Genomic DNA, 24,100 nt, shown 5'->3' on the forward strand with positions numbered 1-24,100 from the left:
GCGCCGTCAGGCCGCTTCGACCTCGGGCTCACGCAGGTCGAGCCAGTCCGCCCAGCGGGGGTCGGGCGCGCGATGGCCCAGCACCCGCCAGGCGTTGCCCTTCGGCGCGGCGGGCAGATGGTGCAGCCGCCAACCCAACTCGGCCGGGGTCTTGTCGCCCTTGGTGTGGTTGCACCGGGCGCAGGCGGCGACCACGTTCTCCCACGCGTGCCGGCCGCCCCGGCTGCGCGGGAAGACGTGGTCGATGGTCTCCGCCGGCCCGCGACAGTAGGCGCACCGCCACCCGTCGCGCGCGAAGATCGCCCGGCGGGACAGCCCCACGTGGGTGCGGTAGGGCACCCGGACGTAGCGGGTCAGCCGTACCACCGAGGGCACCGGGAGCGCGTTGCGGGCGCTGTGCAGGATGCCCTCGCCGTCGGCCACGCAGACGGCCTTGGCGGAGAGCACGAGGATCGCGGCACGACGCACCGACACGACGCACAGGGGCTCGTAGGTGGCGTTGAGAACGAGTGCACCGGAGCCCGCCGTGGGTCGTATGTCAGGCATCGCGCTCACCCTCCCGGTTCAGCCGCTCCCGCCACCTGCACGCCGGGACCGCCCGCGGCAGCGCGCGACGGCCCCGAGCGCCGGCCGGGACCACCGACGTCCGTTGCGCCAATAGTCCCTGATCGCGCCCCGGATTGCACGCACGAATCTTCAAGCCGCCCACCGGATCACCCGCATCGGGTCGGTCCGGCGCCGCACGCTACGCCGGGCCGGCGCTACGCAGGGTGTCGAGCCTGACCCACTGGCCGGCGTGGGCGCCGGAGGCCAGGCGGTAGTGCTGAACACCGTCGAGGGCGGCGCGCATATCCACCGTCACGGTGTCACCGACGGCGAGGTCGACGGCCACCGACGTCACCCTCCCGGCCTCGTCGACGGAGTACGCCCTGCCGGGCGCGGCGACGACCACCGCCGGCCGCGGGATGCGGTAGCCGATCGGCGCAGCTCTCCCCCTCTGGTACGACCGTCCGGGGATCTCCCGGACCAGGTAACCGCTCAGCGCGCCCTCGGTGAGGTCGTACCAGATGCCGGTCTGCCGGAGCACCTTGTGCCGTTCCGCGGAGGCCGCCTCCGCGGGCCGGGTGAGGGTGACCCGCTTCCGGTCGAGGACCGTGCCGGACGCGTCGAACCTGTACCCCTCGTGGTCCCCGGCGGCGAGCACGACCGTTCCGGACACCCCGCGCGTGGGGTGGTCGGAGTAGAACAGGTCCATGATCCGTGCGAAGGCCGGGTCGCCGGTGATCGCGTGCAGCACGGCGTGCTGGATGATGTGGGTCGAGTGGTACATGCCCGCGTCCTTGCGGTGGGTGAGGCAGTACCGGCTCCGCCACTGGCGGGTGCGGACGAGATGGTGGACGTCCCGGGCGGTCGTGATCGCACCCTGGAGTATCTGCTTGGCCCTGGCGTCGCGGCTCATGGTCCAGTAGTCCCAGAGGCCGAAGGCCGAGAAGATGTGCCCGTTGTAGGTCCGGTCGCCGCGCACCCGCTTCGGGTGGGCGTACTCCTCCAGCCAGAGCAACTCGTCCTTGACGTACACCCCCCACGGCTCGCCGGCCACCGGCGGGACCCGGTAGGACGCGAACGTCGCGTCCGCCGCCTCACGCCAGGGGGTGCGCTCGCCCACCACCTGCGCCAGCCGGACGAAGAGGCTCAGCGCCTGCCCCTGGGCCATCATCGAGTACCACGGCGTCTCGTAGACGTCGGTCTCCCGGTGCATGGCGTGCCGGAACCGGTACGGATAGAACCAGCCGCCCTGGTGGACGACCCGCCGGTCGATCAGGCGCTGCGCCTGCGTCATCGCCCGATCGAGGAACACCTGCTCGCCGGTCACCCGGTAGGTCTCCAGCAGGTTGATGCCGTACTGGGCCTGGCCGACCGGATGGTCGTAGAGCTTCCCGCCGAGCATCGACATGCGTGCGCCGTGCTCGTCGTGCGTGCCCGAGTCGACGATCGGCAGCCGGACGCCGCTGTAGTACGGCCGCTGGCCCTGCGGCAGATCGCGGATGTCGAACGGGTCGTACCGGAACCTCAGCGGCGAGTCGCCGGACAGCGTCGCCGCCGCCCCCGCGGCCGCCAGCGACGCCGCACCGGCCGCCGCGGCCGCCACCGTCAGCACCCGCCGACGGGACCAGGACCGGTTCGTGCCTATGTGTTCCTCCGTCATGTCGCTCTTCTCCCCCTTGCTCGCCCGACCTCGACGTGGACGGCCGGTCGCGGGGCCCCCCGTGTGGGCCAGGGCGCGTTCTCCCGCCCCCTGGTACAACGGAGCAGGGAGGCAAGGGGGTTGCCCACGCACCGGCACACGGTGGGTCCGCGCCGGACGGGGTCAGCGGGTGCGGTACGAAAGCACTGTGAATCTCTCCGACCTGATCACCGCTGTGCTGGCCGCCGTCGCCGACCGGCGACCGGACTGCCAGGGCAGCAGCTCCTGCGAGTGGGTGTACCGGGTGTCCGGCTCCGCCTGGTTCGCCGAGAGCAGCTACTGGATCCTGTTCAAGCCGCTGCGCATCGCGCTGATCCTGCTGCTCGCGGTGGCCGCTCGCTGGGCGTTGCACCGCACCATCAACCGGCTGGTGCGCACCACCACCGACGGTGCGGTGCCGACCATGCTCCGCCCGCTGCGGGAACGGATCCCCAGCGCCACCCTCGACCCGGAGCAGTTCGTGCCGGAGCGGCGCCGGCAGCGCGCCGAGGCGATCGGGTCGGTGCTGCGCAGCATGGTCACCGCGTTCGTCTTCGGTATCGCGCTGCTGATGGTGCTCAAGGAGTTCAGCTTCGACCTGGCCCCGCTGCTGGCGAGCGCGGGCATCGCCGGCGTGGCCCTCGGCTTCGGCGCGCAGAGCCTGGTCAAGGACCTGATCGCCGGTCTGTTCATGCTGATCGAGGACCAGTACGGCGTGGGCGACATGGTGGACCTCGGGGAGGCCAGCGGCGTCGTGGAGGCGGTGGGCCTGCGGGTGACCAACGTACGCGACGCCCGGGGCGTGCTCTGGTACATCCGCAACGGCGAGATCGTGCGGGTCGGCAACAAGAGCCAGGGCTGGGCGCTGGTCGTGGTGGACCTGCCGATCGGCTTCGCCGGCACCGAGGAGGCCATCGCGGTGCTGCGTACCGCGGCGGGGTCGGTCACGCTGGACCCCGATCTGGCCCCGCTGATCGTGACCGAACCCGAGGTGCTCGGCGTCGAGCAGATGACGGTCGACGGCGCGGTGATCCGTACCGTGGTCAAGACCACCGCCGATGGGCAGTTCGCGGTCGGTCGCGAGCTGCGCCGGCGCCTCGCGGAGGCGCTGGAGAACTCGGGGATCACGGCCCGGATCGCGGCGGCCCGGCTCTTCCCCGGCCTGCCGCCGCAGCCCTCGCCGCCGCCGCGGCCGGAGGGGACGGGCACCGGCGGCGCCACCTGACGTACCCGTACCGGACGGACGATTTCCGGGGGTCGCGCGTCGCGCGGCCCCTCGGGTATCGTCCGTTCGTTCAGTCGGAGATGCGACGATCAATCCATTCGCCCTAGCCAGTTGTCAGACGATCGGGCAGAATCCGGTGAACGCACTCCACCGGGGAGTGTGCTCCTGTCCTCGCTGATCGGTTGATCTGACGACGGTTCCCGGCCGGGCCATCACAAGTGGTCGACCAGGAACGATGGAGGCGACGGTGTCCGACGAGCGACCCGACCAGGAGGGTCCGGCCACCTTCCGCGACGTGTTCGGTCAGTCCGAGTTCCGCGCGCTCTTCGCCGCCAACGTCCTCTCCTGGATCGGCGACTACCTCGCCAAGGCCGCGCTCACGGTGCTGGTCCTCCAGGAGACCCGCTCGGTCGCCCTCTCCGCCGCCGCCTTCGCGGCCAGCTACCTGCCCTGGCTGATCGGCGGCCCGCTGCTGTCGGCGCTGGCCGAGCGGCACCGCTACCGCCGTGTGATGGTGCTCTGCGACCTCATCCGCATGGCGCTGATGGTGCTGGTCGCGATGCCGTTCATGCCGGCCTGGGCGATCCTCGTCCTGATCTTCGTGGCGACGCTGGCCAACCCGCCGAGCCAGGCCGCGCGCTCGGCGTTGTTGCCGCACATCCTCGAAGGCGACCGGCTGGTGGTGGGCCTCACCGCCTCCACCAGCGCCGTCCAGACCGCCCAGGTCGTCGGCTACCTCGCCGGCGCCACCATCGCGGCGCTCAACCCGAGCACCGCGCTGCTGATCAACGCGGGCACGTTCGCCCTGTCGGCCCTCCTGGTCCGGTTCGGCCTGCGGGACCGGGCGCCGGCGCTGGCTGCGGGGCCCCGCAGCCACCTGCTGCGGGAGACCGCCGAGGGCTTCCGGATCGTCTTCGAGCGACCGGTGCTGCGCGCCATCGCGGTGCTGGTGTTCAGCGCGATGGTCTTCTCGATCGTCCCCGAGGGCCTCGCCGCCGGCTGGGCCGCGGAGCGCACCGGCGGCGGCATGGACGCCGGCACCGCGCAGGCGCTGATCATGGCGGCCAACCCGGTGGGCTACGTCATCGGCGGGATCCTCATCGCGCGACTGGTCGGTCCGACCCGCCGGTTGACCCTGCTGCCGCCACTGGCCGTGCTCGCACCGGCCGCGCTCGTGCCCGCGCTGCTCGACCCGCCGCCGGCCGTGGTGGCCCTGCTCGCCGCCGCGTGCGGCTTCGCGGTCGCCGGGATCGTCCCGGTCGCCAACAGCCTCTTCGTGCAGGCCCTCCCGGACGGCTACCGGGCGCGGGCGTTCGGGGTGATGGCCAGCGGCACGCAGGTCATCCAGGGCGGCGCGGTGCTGGCCACCGGCGCGTTGGCCGAGCGCTTCTCCATCCCCGCGGTCGTCGGGGTCTGGAGCGCGGCGGGGGTGCTCCTGATGCTCGTGGCGGCGGCCACCTGGCCCCGCCCGGCGACGATCCAGGCGGCCGTCGAGACCGCCCAGGCCGAGTCCAGCGCCGCGCGGGCGCACACCCCGGCCCGAGGGCCGGGAGGGGGCGACCGGGGGCGGGAGCACGGCCGACGCCGGCACGCGGTGACGTGACCGGCGCCGCCCAGCGGGCGGGGGCGGCGGCCGGGGCGCACCTGGCAGGATGGGAGCGTGACTTCCCCAGGCGAGTCGATGACGCTCTTCGAGGCGATCGGCGGTGAACCGGCCTTCCGCAAGCTGGTGGACGTGTTCTACGCCGGCGTCGCCGACGACCCGTTGCTGCGGCCGATGTATCCGGAGGAGGACCTGGGCCCGGCGGCGGACCGGCTGACCCTCTTCCTGGTCCAGTACTGGGGCGGCCCGCACACCTACTCCGAGCAGCGCGGCCACCCGCGACTGCGGATGCGGCACGCCCCGTTCCGCATCGGCGCGGCCGAGCGCGACGCCTGGCTGCGCCACATGCGCCGGGCGGTGGACGAGCTGGACCTGCCGCCGCAGCTCGCCGCCGCGCTCTGGGACTACCTGGAGCGGGCCGCCTATTTCATGGTGAACGTGATGGAGGACCCGGCCGCCGGCTGACCGACGGCCCGGTGGGTAGTCAGAGCAGGGCGCCCTCGTCGTGCAGCCAGTCGACGAACGTGGTGGCCACCGCGGCGCCGCAGTCGAGCATCTCGACCAGCAGCGCGTCGTGGGTGCCGGCGCCGAGCGGCACCTGCAGCTCGGCGTAGATCGGGAGCTGCCCACGCTCGGTCGGGTCGCCGATGTAGGCCTTGCAGAACCGTCGGGTGTGGTTCCACTCGTTGACCACCCGGTAGGCCCGGTCGGCCCAGTCGGGCGGCACCGTCGCGTGTGGACGTGCCCGCATCACCAGGATCTCGTCCTCCGGGCCCTCCAGCGCGACCAGCACGGCGTGCCGCTCCCACATGGCGAGCAGGTTGCCGTCACCGTCGGCCAGGTAACGCACGTCGAGCAGGTCGAGCGCGTCGCAGACCCGGCGGAGGGTGACCGGGGCGACCGTGGCCGGCATGTCGGCGATGACCGGCCGCTCGGGCGCCGCCGTGTCGTCTCCCGGCTGGCGCGGGGCCGGTGGCCCGACCCGGACGGTGTCGTCCACTGTGGTCCCGCTTCGAGTCTCCGGATCGCCGCCACCGGCGGGACCGGGGCGCCATGACCACCACGGCATCGCTCGCGCACCTCACTCCCCAGCGGATCCAGCCGCCTACGGTGCGTTGGATCCGAGGATGGACGGTACCCGGACAGCCGGCAGGAGGCATCCCCCCAACGGCCGCCCCAGCCCGGAAGAACGATGCGGGGTCATCCGTTCGGATGAGACCGGGTAGGCGTCAGTGCAAGATCCGCGACGGTACGCGACCACGCCGCCCCGTGCGGACCGACGAGTCCGACCCAACGGCCGGCCACCCGCACCTGAACGTCACCCGCGCCGAGGAAGCCCATCCGGACCACGCCCTGCACCAACCGCTGGGACACCTCCACCGGCGCCTGTGGCGCCTCGTCCGGGGTGACCACCACCGCGACGTGGTCCAGCAGCGCGTCGCGCAGCACGCGCTGGCCGACCGCCCGCCCGGCCACCCCGTGCGCCGCCGCCTCGCGCAGCGTCCCGGCCGCCGCCTCGGCGATCCGGCGCACCTCCCCGCCGGGCAGCACCTCCACCGGCCGGCTGGCCGGCGGCGGCAACGGCCAGCGCCAGGCGTCGTCCCGCCGCCGCGGCAGCGCGTCCCCGCCGGCCGAGAGTTCGGCCAGGAGTTCCCCGGCGGCGACCGTGACGTCGCCGGGCGCCGTGCCGGGCACGCTGCGCACCACGAGCACGCCCCAGGGCAGGTGGGCCCAGAGCGCCGTACGGCCGGCGCCGGGCACCGGCCGGAGCCGGACCGGGGAGGCCGGGTCGAGCCGGACCAGCCGGGCCAGGAACGCGCCGGCGTCGGCCACCGCGGTGAGCCCGTGCCCGGTCACCCGGTCAGCCCGGGGGCGTAGCGGAGCAGGAACGCCCGCTCCTCGGGCGCGATCCGGCGCGGCCGCTGCGCGGACAGGTCGAACGGCACCAGCACCGACCGGGCGGTGCCGGCCAGCGCGTCGCCGTCGTAGAGCTCGTAGGCGACCGAGAAGGACGCGGCGCGGATCTCGTCGACCCAGAGTTCGATCCGCACGGTGGGTGCCGCCTCCGCGGTGGCCCGGCCGAGCGCGTAGTCGACCGGGCGCAGGTAGTCGACCTCGTGCCGGCGGATGACCACACCGTCGGCGAACGAGCCCACCCCCCACGCCCGGCCGCCGGCGAACATCATCGCCACCCGGGCCTCCTCGTAGAGCGTGAGGAAGCGGGCGTTGTTGACGTGGCCGTACGCGTCCAGGTCGGACCAGCGCAGCGCGCAGTGGTAGACGAACCGGTCAGTCACGGGTGAGCTTGCGGTAGGTCACCCGGTGCGGCCGGGCGGCCTCGGCGCCGAGCCGGTCGATCTTGTTCTTCTCGTACGCCTCGAAGTTGCCCTCGAACCAGAACCACTTGGCCGGGTTCTGGTCGTCGCCCTCCCAGGCCAGGATGTGCGTGGCGACCCGGTCCAGGAACATCCGGTCGTGGGAGATGACCACGGCGCAGCCGGGGAACTCCAGCAGCGCGTTCTCCAGGCTGGAGAGCGTCTCCACGTCCAGGTCGTTGGTCGGCTCGTCGAGCAGGATGACGTTGCCGCCGATCTTGAGCGTCAGCGCCAGGTTGAGCCGGTTCCGCTCGCCGCCGGAGAGCACCTTGGTCGGCTTCTGCTGGTCCGGCCCCTTGAAGCCGAACGCGGCGATGTACGCCCGGGAGGGCATCTCGACCTTGCCCACCATGAGGTGGTCCAGCCCGTCGGAGACGACCTCCCACACGCTCTTGTCGCCGGCCAGGCCCTGCCGGTTCTGGTCGACGTACGACAGCGAGACCGTCTCGCCGACCCGGACCGAACCGCCGGTCGGCTCTTCCAGCCCGACGATGGTCTTGAACAGCGTGGTCTTGCCGACGCCGTTCGGGCCGATGATGCCGACGATGCCGTTGCGCGGCAGCGAGAACGACAGGTTGTCGATCAGGACCCGCTCACCGAACGCCTTGGTCAGGTTGTTCGCCTCGATGACCGTGTTGCCCAGACGCGGGCCCGGCGGGATCTGGATCTCCTCGAAGTCCAGCTTCCGGGTCTTCTCCGCCTCGGCGGCCATCTCGTCGTAGCGGTCGAGACGGGCCTTGGACTTGGTCTGCCGCGCCTTGGCGTTCGAGCGGACCCACTCCAGTTCCTCGGAGAGGCGCTTCTTCATCTTGGCGTCGCGGCGGCCCTCGACGGAGAGCCGGGCGGCCTTCTTCTCCAGGTAGGTGGAGTAGTTGCCCTCGTAGGGGTAGGCCCGGCCGCGGTCCAGCTCCAGGATCCAGTTGGCCACGTTGTCCAGGAAGTACCGGTCGTGGGTGATGGCCAGGACGGTGCCGGCGTACTTGGCCAGGTGCTGCTCCAGCCACTGCACGCTCTCCGCGTCCAGGTGGTTGGTCGGCTCGTCGAGCAGCAGCAGGTCGGGCGCCTCCAGCAGCAGCTTGCACAGCGCCACCCGGCGACGCTCACCACCGGACAGCGTGGTGACGTCGGCGTCCGGCGGCGGGCAGCGCAGCGCGTCCATGGCCAGTTCGAGCTTGGAGTCGATGTCCCACGCGTCGGCGGTGTCCAGCTCCTCCTGGAGCTTGCCCATCTCCTCCATCAGCTCGTCGGAGTAGTCGGTCGCCATCTGCTCGGCGATCTTGTTGAACCGCTCCAGCTTGGCCTTGGTCTCGGCGACCGCCTCCTCGACGTTGCCGAGGACCGTCTTGGCGTCGTTCAGCGGCGGCTCCTGCGCCAGCATGCCGACGGAGTAGCCGGGCATCAGCCGGGCCTCGCCGTTGCTCGGCCGGTCGAGCCCTGCCATGATCTTGAGGAGGCTGGACTTGCCGGCGCCGTTCGGACCGACCACACCGATCTTGACACCCGGCAGGAAGTTCAGCGTCACGTTGTCGAGCACGACCTTGTCGCCGTGCGCCTTGCGCGCCTTGTCCAGGACGTAGATGAACTGGGCCACGGTGCGGGCTACCTCCGTCGGTTGCGATCGCGGGCTTGCGGGGCGCGAGGCGCGGGCGTCGATCTCCGCCCGCCGCCGCCGGCCGGGGGCCGGCCGCGCGCACGCCATCGTCAATCCTGACAGGTACGGGCGGCCCCGCCCACATCACCCCACCCCAGCGGTGTACGAGGCCGCGGTGTCGACAAGATCACGCGGAGGGTTCGGCGGTTCTCAGACGGGTAGGGAACTCCGGCACGGGGGATCAGACGCCGCAGCTACGCTCAGTACGCTCATCGCGGTGGACCCGTCATACCCGGAGGTGGCCGATCGTGACCGTCCGTAGCTCCTTTGTCGTAGTGGCCAACCGCCTGCCCGTCGACGAGGTGAGCACACCCGAGGGGCGGCAGTGGCGGCGCAGCCCGGGCGGCCTGGTGACCGCGCTGCACCCGGTGCTCGCCGAGCACCAGGGCACGTGGGTCGGGTGGGCCGGCGGCACCGGCGCCGCACCCGAGCCGTTCGACCTGGAGGGGATCCGGCTGCACCCGGTGCCGTTGAGCGCCGAGGAACTGGAGCGCTACTACGAGGGCCAGTCGAACGCGACCATCTGGCCGCTCTACCACGACGCGGTGGAGACGCCGGCCTACAAGCGGCGCTGGCGCGAGGCGTACCGGTTGGTCAACGCCCGGTTCGCGGAGGCCGCGGCCGACGTGGCGGCCGAGGGGGCCACGGTCTGGGTGCAGGACTACCAGCTCCAGCTGGTGCCGGCGATGCTCCGCGAGCTGCGTCCGGACCTGCGGATCGGGTTCTTCCTGCACATCCCGTTCCCGCCGATCGAGCTGTTCATGCAGATGCCGTTCCGCACCGAGATCCTGCGCGGCCTGCTCGGCGCGGACCTGGTCGGTTTCCAGCAGCGCCTGGCGGCGCAGAACTTCGTCCGGCTGGCCCGGCACCTGCTCGGCCTGCGCTACGAGGGGCAGATGATCCAGGTCGACGGCCGGCAGGTGAAGGCGGGCGCGTTCCCCATCTCGATCGACACCAGGGAGATGGAGCGGCTGGCCGAGGACCCCGCGATCCAGGCCCGGGCCAAGCAGATCCGCGAGGAGCTGGGCAACCCGAAGACCATCATCCTGGGCGTCGACCGGCTCGACTACACCAAGGGCATCGAACTCCGCCTCAAGGCCTTCCGGGAACTCCTGGCTGACGGAAAGTTGACAGTTCCCGACGCGGTTATGGTGCAGGTCGCCACGCCCAGCCGCGAGCGCGTGGAGCACTACCAGGCACTTCGGGTGAAGGTGGAACGCGAGGTTGGCCGGATCAATGGTGAATTCGGCCGGGTCGGCGTGCCGGCGGTGCATTATCTGCATCAGTCGTACAGTCGCTCCGAACTGGCCGCGATGTACGTCGCGGCCGACGTGATGATGGTGACCCCGCTGCGAGACGGAATGAATCTGGTGGCCAAGGAGTACGTCGCATCGCGCGCCGACCAGGGCGGCGCGCTCGTGCTCAGTGAGTTCGCCGGCGCCGCCACCGAGCTGCGCCAGGCGTTCCTGTGTAACCCGCACGACCCGGACGCGGTCAAGGACGCGTTGCTCCGGGCCGTGCACATCGAGAAACCCGAGGCCCGCCGGCGGATGCGCGTCATGCAGCGCCATCTGCGCAGCCACGACGTGGGCCACTGGGCCAAGTCGTTCCTCAGCGAGCTCGGCGTCCCCGATACGGAGGTGGCGTGACCTCGCCCGCAACCGCCACCGCCCACGGTGGCGCGCTGGACCCGGAACTGCGTGCCGCCATCGGCCGCATCGCCCGGATGCCCCAGCTCCTCGTCGCCTGCGACTACGACGGCACGCTCGCCCCGATCGTCGAGGACCCGAGCAAGGCCGTGCCGCTGCCCGAGTCGGTCGCCGCGGTGCGCGCGCTGGCCTCGTTGCCGCAGACCAGCGTCGCGGTGGTCTCCGGTCGCGCGCTGCGTGACCTGGCCACGCTCTCCCGGCTGCCCAGCGAGGTGCACCTCGTCGGCAGCCACGGCTCGGAGTTCGACATCGGCTTCGTCGAGCGGCTCACCCCGGAGCTGATCGCGGTCCGACACCGGCTCCGCGAGGTGCTGCGGGACATCGCCACCGCGCATCCGGGGGTCCGCCTGGAGCGCAAGCCGGCCAGCGTCGCCGTGCACACCCGCGGGGTCGACCCGCAGATCGCCGCCGCCGCCGTCGAGGCGGTCCGTAGCGGGCCCGCGACCTGGGAGGACGTCACCGTCACCCAGGGCAAAGAGGTCATCGAGCTGTCGGTGGTGGCCACCCACAAGGGCACCGCCGTGGACCAGCTCCGGACCCAGCTCGCGGCCAGCGCGGTGCTCTTCATCGGCGACGACGTCACCGACGAGAACGCGTTCGGCAACCTGCACGGGCCGGACGTCGGCATCAAGATCGGCCCCGGGGACACCCAGGCGGACTACCGGGTGGCCGAGCCGATCGAGGCGGCCCGGGCGCTCGGCCTGCTGCTGGAGACCCGGCGGCACTGGCTCTTCGGCGAGCGGGCGGTGCCGATCGAGCGGCACTCGATGCTGGCCAACGGCCGTACCGTCGCGCTGGTCACGCCCGAGGCCAAGATCACCTGGCTGTGCCACCCGAAGCCGGACTCGGCGGCGATCTTCGCCGACCTGGTCGGCGGCAGCCCGGCCGGGCACTTCACCGTCGGCCCGGAGCGCGGCGGCATCCCACTGGGCCAGCGTTACCGCAGCAACACCATGACCGTGGAGACCCGCTGGTCCGGCCTGACCGTCACCGACTGGCTGGACCTGCCCGCCCGGGAGACGACGCCGGACGACCCGGTCGTGGTCAGCGGCGACTCGACCCTGGTCCGCGTGCTCAGCGGCAAGGGGCGGGCCCGCGTCGAGTTCGCCCCGCGCCCCGAGTTCGGCCAGGTGGCGGTCCAGCTCCAGCCGCTCGACGACGGGCTGCTGGTGCTCGGCTCCAACGAGCCGGTCGCGTTGCACTCCCCCGGCGTCGAGTGGGAGGTCACCAACGACGCCGGCTACGAGACCGCGAAGGCGGTGGTGGACCTCTCCGCCGCCGGCGGCCAGGTGGTGCTGGAGCTGCGCTTCGGCACGCAGAGCCTGGAGCCGCACCGGCTGCCGGTGCACGAGCGGCAGACCGCCGCCGAGCAGCCCTGGAAGGACTGGGTGGCCTCGCTGCGGCTGCCCGCCACCGCCCGGGACCTGGTCGCCCGCAGCGCGCTGACGCTGCGCGGGCTCTGCCACGAGCCGACCGGCTCGATCCTCGCCGCGGCGACCACGTCGCTCCCCGAGGAGCTGGGCGGGGTACGCAACTGGGACTACCGCTACTGCTGGCTGCGCGACGCGGCGATGACCGCCCGCGCGCTGGTGGACCTCGGCTCCACCGAGGAGGCCGAGGGACTGCTGCGCTGGATCGACGGCGTGGTCGACCGCACCGGCGGGCATCCGGAGCGGTTGCACCCGCTCTACACCGTCGACGGCTTCGAGCTGGGCGCCGAGGCGGTCATCGACACGCTGCCCGGCTACGCCGGCTCCCGGCCGGTCCGGGTCGGCAACCTGGCGAACCACCAGCTCCAGCTCGACGTCTTCGGCCCGGTCGCCGACCTGATCGCCGCGGTGGCCGACGCCCGGGGCTCGGTCCGCGACGACGAGTGGCGGGTGCTGGAGAACATGGTCGAGGCGGTACGCCGGCGCTGGCACGAGCCCGACCACGGCATCTGGGAGGCCCGCCTCCCACCCCGGCACCACGTCTTCTCCAAGGTCATGCTCTGGATGACCGTCGACCGGGCGCTGCACGTGGTGCGTCAGCACGGCGGCGAGGACCGGCCGGAGTGGGTCGAGCTGCGCGACCGGATCGCCGCCAACGTGTTGGAGCACGGCTGGCACCCGGAGGCCGAGGCATACAGCGTCGCGTACGGGTACGAGGAGATGGACGCCTCGTCGCTCTGGATCGGCATCTCGGGCCTGCTCGCCGGCGACGACCCGCGCTTCCTCTCCACGGTGCTGAAGATCGAGGCGGACCTGCGCAGCGGCCCGGTCGTCTACCGCTACCACTGGGACGACGGCCTGCCCGGCCGGGAGGGCGGCTTCCACATCTGCACGGCGTGGCTGATCGAGGCGTACCTGCGCACCGGCCGCCGCACCGACGCCGAGGAGCTGTTCACCCAGATGGTCGACACGGCCGGCCCCACGGGCCTGCTGCCCGAGCAGTACGACCCGCTCGCCGAGCGGGGCCTGGGCAACCACCCCCAGGCCTACAGCCACCTGGGCCTGATCCGCTGCGCCCTGCTGCTGGACAACATGCTCAAGCAGTAACCCGACGGCGGCGGGGGACCTGCTCCCCCGCCGCCCCACCCTCGGCGATCTTGCACTTACTGCCCCGGCAAAGGGGGCACAACGGGCATCTCTCGGGCGCCAAGTGCAAGATCGGCGGGGAGGGCGGGCGTCAGGGGGTCAGGGCGTGGACCACGTCACCGATCACCACGATCGCGGGCGGGCGCAGCGCGGCGGCCTCGACGTCGGCGGCGACCGTGGCGAGGGTGGAGCGTAGCGTCCGCTGGGCGGCGGTGGTGCCCTCCTGGACCACCGCGGCCGGGGTGTCCGCCGGCTTGCCGTGCGCGATCAGGGTGGCGGCGATCGCGGCCAGGTTCTTCAGGCCCATCAGGACCACCAGCGTGCCGCGCAGCCCGGCCAGGGCCTCCCAGCGCACGAGCGACGCCGGCGAATCCGGTGCGACGTGCCCGGAGACCACGGTGAACTCGTGCGCCACGCCCCGGTGGGTCACCGGCACGCCGGCCACCCCGGGCACCGCGACCGCGCTGGTGACCCCGGGCACCACGGTCACCGGCACGCCCGCCTCGGCGCAGGCCAGCAGCTCCTCGCCGCCGCGCCCGAAGACGTACGGGTCACCGCCCTTGAGCCGGACCACCACCTTGCCGGCCCGGGCCCGGTCCACCAGGATGCGGTTGATCTCCTCCTGGGCGCGCGACGGCCCGTACGGGATCTTGGAGGCGTCGACCAGCTCGACGTCCGGACGCAACTCGTCCAGGAGCAGCCCCGGAACGAGCCGGTCGGCGACCACCACCTCGGCCTCGGTGAGCAGCCGCCAGCCCTTCACGGTGATCAGCTCCGGATCGCCCGGCCCGGCGCCCACCAGCGCTACCCGACCGCCAGTGGTGTTAAGCGGGGCCCCTTCCTCTACCGGAGGCGTTAACAAGGGGCCCTTCCTTGCGCCCAGGAGGGCGCGGACGGCGTCGCGGACGGTCATCGCCCGGCGCGGGTCGCCACCGCCGAGGACGGCCACGGTCACCGGGCCGTGCCGGGTCACGGCGGGCGTCCAGGCGCTGGCGGCGGCCCGGTCGTCGGCCCGGACGCAGAAGATCCGCCGTTCGGCCGCGGCCGCGCTGACCGCCGCGGCGGCCACCCGGTCGTCCACCGCCACCTGGACCAGCCAAGCGCCGTCCAGGTCGCCGGGGGCGAACCGGCGCGGCTCCCAGCGCAGCCGGCCGGCGTCGGAGTGCGCGCGCAGCGCCGGGGTCAGCTCGGGCGACACCAGCAGGACGTCCGCGCCCGCGTCGAGCAGCGCGGGCACCCGCCGGGTGGCGACCGCTCCCCCGCCCACCACGACCACGCGCCGGCCGGCCAGCCGCAACCCCAGGGGGTACGGGCTGGGCGACGCCTCCGGGGCCGGCTCGCTCACTTCTCGGCCACCCCGGCCGCGTCGAACGTGGCCACCTCGTGCAGCACCCGGACGGCGCCGGTGACGACCGGCAGGGCGAGCAGGGCCCCGGTGCCCTCGCCGAGGCGCAGCCCCAGGTCGATCAGCGGATCGAGCCCGAGGTGCCGCAGCGCCGCCGTGGCACCCGGCTCGGCGCTGCGGTGCCCGGCGACCATGGCGCCGACCGCGTCCGGCGCGAACGCGGCGGCGGCCAGCGCGGCGCTGACCGCGATCACGCCGTCGAGCAGTACCGGCACCCGCCGCGCGGCGGCGCCGAGGATCAGGCCGGCCAGCGCGGCGTGCTCCAGCCCGCCGACCGCGGCGAGCACGCCCAGCGGGTCGCTCGGGTCGGGCGTGTGCCGGGCCAACGCGGCCCGGACCACGGCGACCTTGCGCGCGTACGTCTCGTCGTCCACGCCGGTGCCCCGGCCCGTCGCCGCCGCCGCGTCCACCCCGGCGAACACGGCGACCAGCGCGGCGGCCGGGGTGGTGTTGCCGATGCCCATGTCGCCGGTGAGCAGGATGCCCGCGCCGCCGTCGACCAGCTCGTCGGCGACCCGGATGCCGGTCTCCACCGCCGCCCGGGCCTCGTCCCGGGTGAGCGCGGCGGTGACGGTCATGTCGCGGGTGCCGGCGCGCACGTTCGCGGCCACCAGGCGCGGCCCGTCCGGGTCGGCGGGCGTCGCGACGACGTCGACGGTGAGCGCGGACGGGCCGGCCGGGTCGGCGGCGCGCGCCGCCGGGTCGGGCGGGGTGACCGACAGCGGGGTGGCCACGCCGACGTCGACCACGGTGACCGAGGCGCCGGCCTGCCGGGCGAACGCGTTGACCACCGCGCCGCCGGCCAGGAAGTTGCCGATCATCTGGGCGGTGACCTCCTGCGGCCACGGGGTCACGCCCTGGGCGTGCACGCCGTGGTCCCCGGCGAAGATCGCCACCGCGGCCTGGTCGGGCAGCGGCGGCGGGCAGGCGCCGGCCAGCCCGGCCAGGCGTACCGAGAGCGGCTCCAGGGCGCCGAGCGAGCCGGCGGGCTTGGTCAGCCGGCCCTGCAACTCACGCGCGGCCGCCATGGCCGCCTCGTCGAGCGGCCGGATCGCCGCGACGGTGGACTCCAGCATCATGCCTCCAGGATCCGTGCCAGCGTCTCGATGAACGCGTCGGTGGTGGCCCGGTCGCGCACCGCGATCCGGAGCCAGTCCGGGCCGAGCCCGGGGAACGTGTCACCCCGGCGTACCGCCCAACCCCGCTCCCGCAGCCGCTCCCGCACGTCGGCGGCGCCGACGCGGTGGATCAGCACGAAGGCGCTGGCCGGGCGGCCCGCCACGCGTACCCCGGGCAGACCGGACAGGCGGGTCACCAGGTGGTCGCGGTCGGCGGCGAGCCCGGCGGCGATCGCGCGTTCGGCCGCGACGGCGACCGGGGCGGCGCAGGCGGTGGCGGCGGCGAGCGCCGGGGTGGAGACCGCCCAGAGCGGCTGGGCGGCGGCGAACCGGGCCAGCAGCGTGGCGTCGCCGAGCAGGTAGCCGATCCGCAGCCCGGCCAGCCCCCAGGTCTTGGTCAGGCTGCGCACCACCACCAGGCCGGGCAGGTCGCGCCGGGCGGCCAGGGACTCGGGTTCGCCGTCGACGCCCGGGGCGGCGGTGGTGTCGGCGAACGCCTCGTCGACCACCAGCACCCGGCCGGGGCGGGCCAGCGCGGCGATCGTGTCCGCCGGGTGCAGCACCGACGTCGGGTTGGTGGGGTTGCCGACCATGACCAGGTCGACGTCGGCGGGTATCCGGGCCGGGTCGAGCCGGAAGTCGTCGGCCGGGTCGAGCAGGACCCGGTCCACCCGGTGGCCGGCGGCGCGCAGGGCGGCCTCCGGTTCGGTGAACTGCGGGTGCACCACCACCGGGTGGCGGGCGGCGCGCAGCGCGCGGGCGATCAGCACGAAACCCTCGGCGGCCCCGGCGGTGAGGAGTACCTCGTCCGGGGGTCGCCCGTGCCGGTGAGCGACGGCGGTGCGCGCGGGCGCCGGGTCCGGATACGCGGCCAGCTCGCCCAGGGCGGCGGTCAGCGGGTCGGCCAGCCACTCGGGCATCGGCGCGCGGCGCACGTTGACGGCCAGGTCGACCAGGCCGGGCGTGGCCTCGGCGTCCCCGTGGTGGCCCAGGTCGGGCTCGTCGAGCGCGGCGGCGCTCCCGGTCGGTGGTGCGGGCATGTCCGCGATCCTGCCGGGAAGCCGCCGCCCGGGACAGCGCATCGCGGCGTGGGTCGCGTCACGACCCGCCGGTTTATGAGTTCTTCTCATTTCCGAATCGGAAATGTCATAGCTTGACCCCGTGAGCAACCGACCCCTTGCCTCCGCTGGTCGTGCCGTGCCCCTTCTCCGCGCCGGGCTGATCGCCGGCATCGTCGTCGCCGCCGCGTTGTACCCGCTCGTCGCCGTCACCGGCATCGGCGCCAAGGCCACCGCGCACGCCGTGGAACAGAAGACGAACATCCTCAAGACCGCGCTGCCGGCCGAGACGTCGTACGTCTACGCGCCCGACGGCAAGACCGTGCTGACCATGTTCTACGAGGAGTACCGGCAGTACACCAAGATCGAGAACATGTCGCCGAACATCCAGCAGGCGATCGTCGCCGCCGAGGACAACCGGTTCTACCAGCACCACGGCGTCGACCCGAAGGGCGTGGCGCGGGCGTTCGTGTCCAACGCCCGCTCCGGCGGCGTCTCCCAGGGCGCCTCGACACTGACCATGCAGTACGTCCGGATGGCCCTGCGGGACAGCGCGACCACGCCCCGGGAGGTCCAGGAGGCCACCCAGCAGACCAGCCTGCGCAAGGTCAAGGAGATGCGCATGGCGCTGGACATCGAGAAGCACCTGAGCAAGGACCAGATCCTGGAGCGCTACCTCAACTCGGCCTACTTCGGCCACCGCGCCTACGGGATCTACGCCGCCGCGCAGATCTTCTTCTCCAAGACGCCGGCCACCCTCACCCCGGTCGAGGCGGCCACGCTGGCCGGTCTGGTGAAGTCCCCCTCGGAGTACGACCCGATCACCTCCGACCAGAAGGACGCCACCGGCCGGCGCAACTACGTGCTCGACAACATGGCCCGCCTCGGCTACCTGTCGCCGGACGCCGCCACGGCGGCCAAGGGCCAGCCGATCAGGCTGAAGCTGACCACGCCGCCGAACGACTGCGCCGCGATCGACGGCGGGCACCGCAGCTGGGGCTTCTACTGCGACTACCTGAAGAACTGGTGGAGCGCGCAGCCCGCGTTCGGCGAGAACCGGCTGGAACGGATGGACAAGCTGCGGCGCGGCGGCTACCGGATCGTGCTCGCCCTCGACCCGAAGACGCAGGCGGCGGCGGAGAAGAACGTGGGCGCCAAGGACAACACCGGCAGCCCCTTCGCCAACGGCATCGTGGTCGCCGAACCCGGCACCGGGCGGATCAAGGCGATGGCGGTCAACCGGAACTACTCGCTGGACCTGGCGGAGAACCCGAACAGCTCGAACCCCGAGGCCGGCCCGAAGGTCAAGGCGAACTACCCGAACACGGTGGCGCCGCTGCTGGGCGGCGGGTCGCTCCCCGGCTACCAGGCCGGCTCGACGTTCAAGATGTTCCCGATGCTCGCCGCGCTCAACGCCGGGATGCCGCTGTCCACCGCCTACGACTCGCCGTACACGTACAAGTCGGCGATCTACGACGGCTGGGCGCCGTCCAACGCCAGCGGCGCGATGACCGGCCGGCAGACCATGTGGTCCGGCTTCGGCAAGTCGGTGAACACCTACTTCATCCAGCTGGAGGAGAAGATCGGCGCGGACGCCGGGGTGCGGCTGGCCGAGCAGCTGGGCCTGCGCTGGCGGACCGACGTGGACAAGGAGCAGGCGTCGCCGGCCAAGGCGAAGAAGTGGGGCGCGTTCACGCTGGGCGTCTCCGACGCCACCCCGCTGGAGATGGCGAACGCGTACGCGGCGATCGCCGCCGACGGGCGCTACTGCGAGGCGATCCCGGTCAACGCGATCATGAACCGGGACGGCACGCCGGCCACCTACTCCACCCCGGGCGGGGTGCAGCGGGAGGTCGCCAAGCCCCGGTGCCGGCAGGTGGTGAACGCGGACGCGGCCCGGGCCGCCACCGACGCGGCGCGCTGCCCGACCGGCGACACCCCGGCCAAGGGGAGCTGTGGCGGCTGGTCGACGGCCGACAGCGTGCGGGGCACGGTCGGCCGCCCGGTCGCCGGCAAGACGGGTACGACCGACAGCACCCGGTCGGCGTGGTTCGTCGGCTACACGCCGGAGCTGGCGGCCGCGAGCTTCATCGCCGACCCGGACAATCCGTTCAACGCGGTGGGCGACGGGCAGTCCCAGATCCCGGTGAACGCGGTGGCCCAGACGCTGCGGGACGCCCTCAAGGGCCAGCCGTCCCGCCAGTTCACCCCGCCTTCCGACCAGATCGTCGGCTGAGCCCCACGTTCCGCCCGGGGGTGCGCCCGGGTCAGTTGATCAAGGAGTTTGCGTCAGGGATCGCCAGATCCGCCGACGCGAACTCCTTGATCGACGTGGGAGAGGGCTCAGCGGAGGTCGGCGGCGACGAAGGACCACAGTTCCAGGTCGACCCGGGCGCCCCGCACGTAGCCGGCGTTGCGGAGCAGGCCCTCGTAGCTGAAGCCGGCCTTTTCGGCCACCCGCCGGGACGCGACGTTGCCGGGCGCCACCCGCAGCTCCACCCGGTGGAAACCGTGCTCCAGGATCAGCGCGATGGCCACCGCGTCCACCGCCTCGGCGGCCAGGCCGTAGCCGCGGGCGTGCGGCGCGATCGCGTACGACACCTCGGTGAGCCGGGCGCCCCAGTCGGTGCGGCGGGTCCACAGGCACCCCACCACGCGCTGGTCCTCCCGGCGGACCACCGCCCAGTGGTCGCCGTCGCCGCTGTCCCGCCGCTGCCGGGCCAGCTCGGTGCACCAGGCCCGCCCGTCGATCTGCCCGGCCGCCTCGGCCAGCGGCAGCCACCGCTGGGTCTGCCGGTCGCCGAACACCTCGTCGACCGCCGCCGCGTCCGTCGCCACCAGCCGGCGCACCTCGGTCCGCGGGGTGGAGACGGTCAGCGCCGGGAACCGGCGTACCGCCACCTGACCGATCACGCCAGGGCCGCCGAGGGCGCCAGCGCGGCGGCCACCAGGCGGGACGCGACGCCCGGAAGCGCGGCCCAGTGCGGCACCAGCTGCGAGGCGTGCACGCCGTGTCGGACGAAGCCCTCCGGGGTGCCGCCGTCCCAGCGCCACGCCGGTTGGTCACCGGCGCGCGGGGTGAGCACGGCGGCGTGCTGCTTGTGCCCGGTCACGGCCGCGCCGGCCGGCGCCACCACGCCGCCGGTGACCGCCGTGGCGTCCCGGTAGCCGACCACCAGGCCGTCGCGGACCGTGCCGACCGCGTCGAGCACGCCGCACATCGGCAGGCCGTCCAGCTCGCGCGCCAGCCAGAGCAGGCCCGCCCCCTCGGCGACCACCGGACGCCCCGACCGGGCCAGCTCGGCCACCGCGATGCACAGCCGGCGGTTGGCGGAGAGCTGCTCCGCGTACGTCTCGGGGAGCCCGCCGCCGACGACCAGCGCGCGGACCCCGGCGGGCAGCGCCTCGTCGCGCAGCGGGTCGAGCGTGACCACCTCGGCGCCGGCGGCCCGCAGCAGCTCGGCGGCCTCCGGATGGCTGTAGCTGCCGGCCGGGCCGCCGGCCAGCGCCACCACCGGCCGCTCCGCCGGTGCGGACGGCTCGTCCGCCGGCTCCGGCGACCAGGGCTCCACGGTCAGGGCGGGGGCGGACCGGGCCAGCGCCAGCAGCCGGTCCAGGTCGACGGTGGCGGCGACCGCCTCACCGAGCCGGCGCACACCGCGCTCGGCCTCGGCGTCACCGCGCACCACGGGCGCGGCGCCGTGCCGGCGGGCGGGCAGCACCGGGGGCAGCTCGTGCCGACGCAGCGCGCCGTAGACCGGCACCCCCACGTCGTCCAGCGCCTCGCGCAGCAGCGCCTCGTGCCGGGGCGAGGCCACCCGGTTGAGGATCACGCCACCCAACCAGAGCTGCTCGTCGTAGGAGCGGAAGCCGTGCACCAGCGCGGCCACCGACTGCCCCATCGCGGCGACGTCCACGACCAACACCACCGGGCTGCGCAGCGCGGTGGCCACGGCGGCGGTGGACTCGCTCTCCGGCCGACCGGCGACCGAGTCGTAGAGCCCCATGGTGCCCTGGACCAGCGCGAACCCGGCGCCGGCCGCGCCGTGCGCGAAGAGCGGCGCGACCCGCTCCGGGCCGACCAGCCGGGGGTCCAGCGTGCGGCCGGGGCGACCGGCGGCCAGCCCCAGGTAGGCCGCGTCCACCTGGTCCGGCCCGACCTTGAAGCCGGCCACCGGCACGCCGCGCTCGGCGAGGGCGGCGAGCAGGCCGAGGGAGAGGGCACCGGTGCCGTGCCCGGAGGAGGGCGCGCTCAGCACGACGCGCGGCACGTCGGTCATCATCGACTCCTGGGTCCGGGGTGATTTCCGCCCGCGTGACCATACCCGTCCGCCCCGACGCCCGTCGGCCGCGGAGCGTCCCGTTCCGCCCGGCAGCCGCGAGTGGCCCCGCTCATACGGGTAGCCTTGGCCAACGTGTACCGGTTCCTGCTGACCCCGCGCTGGCTCGGCTACCTCGCGCTGACGCTGGTGGCCGCCACGGTGATGGTCCTCCTGGGCAACTGGCAGCTGGACCGCTATCGGGGCCGGTCGGCGATCAACGACCGGATCGACGCCGGCGCCACGATGACCCCCGCGCCGCTGCGCGACGCGCTGCCCGCACCGACCGGTGGCCCGGGCAGCGTCGGTCCCGCCCCGGCCGAGCGGCTCACCTGGAGCCGGGTCACCGCCACCGGCCGCTACGACACCGCGAACGTCGTGCTGATCCGGGGCCGGACCGTGGACAACAAGGTCGGCTTCGAGGTGCTCACCCCGCTGGTGCTGGCCGACGGCAGCGCGGTGCTGGTCGACCGCGGGTGGGTCCCGCCCACGCCGGGCGCCGGCGCCACCGCGCAGCCGTCGGTGCCGGCCGCGCCGACCGGCGAGGTCACCGTCACCGGCCGGGTGGTCGGCAGCGAGAGCGGTGGCGGCGGGGTGGACCGGCGCGACGGCAAGCTGGAGGCCCGACGCATCGTCATCCCCCGCCTGGCGAAGCAGCTGCCCTACCCGGTGACCGGCGGTTACGTGCTGCTCGACGGGCAGACCCCGGCCGCCGACCCGACGTTCCAGGCGGTGCCGATCGGGCACACCAACAACTGGCAGAACTTCGGTTACGTCTGGCAGTGGTGGATCTTCGCGGTGATGAGCCTGGTCGGCTACGGCTGGGTGGCCCGCCGGGAGGCACGTCGACGGGCCGGCCTGGACGGCCCGCGTGAGCCGGTGGACCGGGCCGCCGAGCCCGCCGCCACCTGACCCGTCAGCCGGTGACCCGGCCGGCGTGGATCGCCCGCACCGCGTCGATCGTGTCCGCCTCGGCGGCGGTCTTGTCGTCCCGGTAGCGCACCACGCGGGCGAAACGCAGCGCCATCCCGCCCGGGTAGCGACTGCTGGTCTGCACTCCGTCGAAGGCGATCTCGACCACCTGCTCCGGCCGGACCCGCACCACCCAGTCGCCCTTCTCCAAGGCCAGCGACAGGAAGCGCTCGGTCTGCCAGCGCAGCAGCTCGTCGGTGAGCCCCTTGAACGTCTTGCCGAGCATGACGAACTCGCCGGTGCCCGGGTCGCGGGCGCCGAGGTGCAGGTTGGACAGCCAGCCCTGACGCCGGCCGCTGCCCCACTCGACCGCGAGCACCACCAGGTCGAGCGTGTGCCGGGGCTTGACCTTGACCCAGGCGGCGCCGCGCCGGCCCGCGTCGTAGGGCGCGGCGGGATCCTTGACCACCACCCCTTCCTGACCGGCGTCGACCGCCGCCGCGAACGCCGCGCCGGCCTGCGCCACGTCGTCCACCTCGACCCGCCCGACCAGCAGCGACGGGTCGACCGCCCCGGCCAGCGCCGCCCAGCGCTCGCGGCCCGGCTCGTCGATCAGGTCGGCGCCGTCGAGGTGCAGCAGGTCGAAGAAGTACGGCGTCAGCACCGGCTCGCCGGTGCGCTCGGCGGCGGCCAGCACGGCGGGCGCGACCGGGGTGCGCCCGGTGGTGCTGGGCGTGGTGCGCCGGGCAGCGCGGCTGGACGTCTCCTGGAACGGCAGTGGACGGCCGGTGGCGTCCAGCCCGATCGCCTCGCCGTCGAGCACCAGCTCGCGGGCGGGCAGCGCGCGGACGGCGGCCACCACCTCGGGCAGCCGGCCGGTGATCTCGTCGAGGCTGCGGGTGAACACCGCGATGTCCTGCCCGGAGCGGTGCACCTGAATGCGGATGCCGTCGAGCTTGACGTCGACCACGGCGGGGAGGCCGGTGGCGGTGAGGGCCTCGTCGACCGAGGGCGCGCTCTGCGCCAGCATCGGCGCGAGCGGCCGGCCCACCTGGAGCCCGAACCCGGCCAACGCGGCGGCGCCGCCGGTGAGCGCCGCGACCGCCACCGCCCGCAGGTCGCCGGCGAGCAGCAGCGCGCGCCGGACGGCGGTGACCGGCACGTCGGCGGCCCGGGCCACCGCCTCGGCGAGCAGGCCGGCCTGTGCGCCCTGGCGCAGCTCACCCCGGAACAGGCCGACCAGCAGGCGTTGCTCGTCGGCGGTCGCCGCGGCGAAGAGCCGGCCGACCAGCTCACGCCGCCGTGCCTGGGAGCCGGCGCCGCCGATGCGGGAGATCTCCTCGATCGCCGCGTCGACCCCGGCCACGGTCAGGGTGGGCTCGGCCGCCGGCGGGGGCAGGTCACGCAGACCCGCCCAGCCGACGCCGGTCTGGCGCTGGCGCAGCTCGCCGGCGAGGTAGCCGGCGCCGGCCGGGATCTCGCCCGGATCGAGCGCGCGCAACGCGGCGGCCAGCAGCTCCACCTTGGCCCGACGGCCGCCGGTGGCGCCGACTGCGGCCGAGGTGGCCGCCAGCTCCGCGAAACGCACGTCCACATCCTGCCAGTCGCCTGTGACAGCGGGGCCGGAGTCGCTCCGGCCCCGCTGGAGGTCAGGCCGAGACCGGCTCCTCGACGCGCAGGCCGCGCCCGCGCACGCCGTCGGCGACCCGGGTCAGCAGCGCGTCGAGAGTGACAAGCGTGGCGGAGAGCTCACCGAGCTGTTCCTTGAGCGTGGCCTCGGGCCACGCGGAGACGTCGACGTCCCCCAGAGCACGGACGGCGGCCTGGAGCCGCACCATCTCGTCGTTCGTACGCATGTTCGAAAGGCTATAACACCCGGCCGGCCGACACACCGCAAACTCCGACATCCGCCCCGAAGTTACGGT

20 protein-coding genes are annotated in these 24,100 nt (G+C 73.8%); 7 read left to right on the top strand and 13 right to left on the bottom strand.

The genetic code is table 11. The features are described from left to right. Nucleotides 1–6 precede the first annotated feature (6 nt). Together O7600_RS12310 and O7600_RS12315 are read right to left on the bottom strand one after the other, a co-directional pair. Nucleotides 7–546, bottom strand: coding sequence for an HNH endonuclease (locus O7600_RS12310; RefSeq protein WP_091571705.1), 540 nt, complete (start codon nucleotides 544–546; stop codon nucleotides 7–9). 199 nt (nucleotides 547–745) lie between these two features. After that, on the bottom strand, nucleotides 746–2,206 hold the full coding sequence (locus O7600_RS12315; protein WP_281593721.1) for a D-glucuronyl C5-epimerase family protein: 1,461 nt from the start codon (nucleotides 2,204–2,206) through the stop codon (nucleotides 746–748). A 214-nt stretch (nucleotides 2,207–2,420) separates the two neighbouring features. Here O7600_RS12315 and O7600_RS12320 point away from each other — a divergent pair, with 214 nt between their 5' ends. The 3 genes from O7600_RS12320 to O7600_RS12330 all read left to right on the top strand — a co-directional run bounded on the left by O7600_RS12320 (nucleotide 2,421) and on the right by O7600_RS12330 (nucleotide 5,517). Beyond that, the gene (locus tag O7600_RS12320; RefSeq protein WP_281594136.1) at nucleotides 2,421–3,449 is read left to right on the top strand and encodes a mechanosensitive ion channel domain-containing protein; all 1,029 of its coding nucleotides are present in this window, start codon (nucleotides 2,421–2,423) and stop codon (nucleotides 3,447–3,449) included. A 235-nt stretch (nucleotides 3,450–3,684) separates the two neighbouring features. Then, the gene (locus O7600_RS12325) at nucleotides 3,685–5,052 is read left to right on the top strand and encodes an MFS transporter (protein WP_176558931.1); all 1,368 of its coding nucleotides are present in this window, start codon (nucleotides 3,685–3,687) and stop codon (nucleotides 5,050–5,052) included. Between the two features lie 78 nt (nucleotides 5,053–5,130). Next, complete coding sequence (locus tag O7600_RS12330; protein ID WP_091571699.1) at nucleotides 5,131–5,517, top strand: globin; 387 nt, start codon at nucleotides 5,131–5,133, stop codon at nucleotides 5,515–5,517. A gap of 19 nt (nucleotides 5,518–5,536) precedes the next feature. Here O7600_RS12330 and O7600_RS12335 read toward each other — a convergent pair whose 3' ends face one another. From O7600_RS12335 to ettA, 4 genes are all read right to left on the bottom strand, one after another. After that, a complete protein-coding gene (locus tag O7600_RS12335; RefSeq protein WP_091571696.1) occupies nucleotides 5,537–6,121 on the bottom strand; it encodes a YbjN domain-containing protein in 585 nt (194 codons plus the stop codon). 131 nt (nucleotides 6,122–6,252) lie between these two features. Next, on the bottom strand, nucleotides 6,253–6,909 hold the full coding sequence (locus O7600_RS12340) for a hypothetical protein (RefSeq protein WP_281593723.1): 657 nt from the start codon (nucleotides 6,907–6,909) through the stop codon (nucleotides 6,253–6,255). After that, the gene (locus tag O7600_RS12345) at nucleotides 6,906–7,349 is read right to left on the bottom strand and encodes a thioesterase family protein (protein ID WP_098747018.1); all 444 of its coding nucleotides are present in this window, start codon (nucleotides 7,347–7,349) and stop codon (nucleotides 6,906–6,908) included. Before O7600_RS12345 ends, O7600_RS12340 begins: the two co-directional genes overlap by 4 nt. After that, on the bottom strand, nucleotides 7,342–9,018 hold the full coding sequence (gene ettA / locus O7600_RS12350) for an energy-dependent translational throttle protein EttA (RefSeq protein WP_091571685.1): 1,677 nt from the start codon (nucleotides 9,016–9,018) through the stop codon (nucleotides 7,342–7,344). The genes O7600_RS12345 and ettA overlap by 8 nt, the downstream gene beginning before the upstream one ends. Before the next feature lie 308 nt (nucleotides 9,019–9,326). On the opposite strand from ettA, the gene O7600_RS12355 reads away from it, so the two are divergent. Continuing rightward, nucleotides 9,327–10,727, top strand: a complete 1,401-nt coding sequence (locus O7600_RS12355; protein WP_281593724.1) for a trehalose-6-phosphate synthase — start codon at nucleotides 9,327–9,329, stop codon at nucleotides 10,725–10,727. Between the two features lie 77 nt (nucleotides 10,728–10,804). Beyond that, on the top strand, nucleotides 10,805–13,324 hold the full coding sequence (gene otsB / locus O7600_RS12360; protein WP_281594137.1) for a trehalose-phosphatase: 2,520 nt from the start codon (nucleotides 10,805–10,807) through the stop codon (nucleotides 13,322–13,324). Nucleotides 13,325–13,454: 130 nt separating this feature from the next. Here otsB and cobA read toward each other — a convergent pair whose 3' ends face one another. From cobA to cobC, 3 genes are read right to left on the bottom strand one after another with little or no spacing between them, the layout of a single operon-like run. After that, nucleotides 13,455–14,708, bottom strand: a complete 1,254-nt coding sequence (gene cobA / locus O7600_RS12365) for a uroporphyrinogen-III C-methyltransferase (protein WP_281593725.1) — start codon at nucleotides 14,706–14,708, stop codon at nucleotides 13,455–13,457. Beyond that, a complete protein-coding gene (gene cobT, locus O7600_RS12370) occupies nucleotides 14,705–15,844 on the bottom strand; it encodes a nicotinate-nucleotide--dimethylbenzimidazole phosphoribosyltransferase (RefSeq protein WP_281594138.1) in 1,140 nt (379 codons plus the stop codon). Before cobT ends, cobA begins: the two co-directional genes overlap by 4 nt. Next, nucleotides 15,844–16,926 (bottom strand): Rv2231c family pyridoxal phosphate-dependent protein CobC, encoded by a 1,083-nt coding sequence (gene cobC / locus O7600_RS12375; protein WP_281593726.1) that lies wholly within the window; start codon nucleotides 16,924–16,926, stop codon nucleotides 15,844–15,846. Before cobC ends, cobT begins: the two co-directional genes overlap by 1 nt. Nucleotides 16,927–17,047: 121 nt before the next feature. Between cobC and O7600_RS12380 the strand changes: the two genes are divergently transcribed. Then, entirely contained in the window at nucleotides 17,048–19,180 is a 2,133-nt protein-coding gene (locus tag O7600_RS12380; protein WP_281593727.1) for a transglycosylase domain-containing protein, read from the top strand. 107 nt (nucleotides 19,181–19,287) lie between these two features. Here O7600_RS12380 and O7600_RS12385 read toward each other — a convergent pair whose 3' ends face one another. Further along, nucleotides 19,288–19,857 (bottom strand): GNAT family protein, encoded by a 570-nt coding sequence (locus O7600_RS12385; RefSeq protein ID WP_281593728.1) that lies wholly within the window; start codon nucleotides 19,855–19,857, stop codon nucleotides 19,288–19,290. After that, nucleotides 19,854–21,224 carry a cobyrinate a,c-diamide synthase gene (locus O7600_RS12390; RefSeq protein WP_281593729.1) on the bottom strand — a complete coding sequence of 457 codons (1,371 nt, stop codon included), beginning with the start codon at nucleotides 21,222–21,224 and terminating at the stop codon, nucleotides 19,854–19,856. The genes O7600_RS12385 and O7600_RS12390 overlap by 4 nt, the downstream gene beginning before the upstream one ends. Before the next feature lie 135 nt (nucleotides 21,225–21,359). On the opposite strand from O7600_RS12390, the gene O7600_RS12395 reads away from it, so the two are divergent. After that, a complete protein-coding gene (locus O7600_RS12395) occupies nucleotides 21,360–22,175 on the top strand; it encodes an SURF1 family protein (RefSeq protein WP_281593730.1) in 816 nt (271 codons plus the stop codon). 4 nt (nucleotides 22,176–22,179) lie between these two features. On the opposite strand, the gene O7600_RS12400 is transcribed toward O7600_RS12395, so the two are convergent. Further along, nucleotides 22,180–23,763: an ATP-dependent DNA ligase gene (locus O7600_RS12400; protein WP_281593731.1), complete on the bottom strand. Its 1,584-nt coding sequence runs from the start codon at nucleotides 23,761–23,763 to the stop codon at nucleotides 22,180–22,182. Between the two features lie 61 nt (nucleotides 23,764–23,824). After that, complete coding sequence (locus O7600_RS12405) at nucleotides 23,825–24,031, bottom strand: hypothetical protein (RefSeq protein WP_174530387.1); 207 nt, start codon at nucleotides 24,029–24,031, stop codon at nucleotides 23,825–23,827. Between the last annotated feature and the right edge of the window lie 69 nt (nucleotides 24,032–24,100).

Source organism: Micromonospora sp. WMMA1998 (assembly GCF_027497375.1).
In the GTDB taxonomy this organism is placed as follows: Bacteria; Actinomycetota; Actinomycetes; order Mycobacteriales; family Micromonosporaceae; genus Micromonospora; species Micromonospora sediminicola.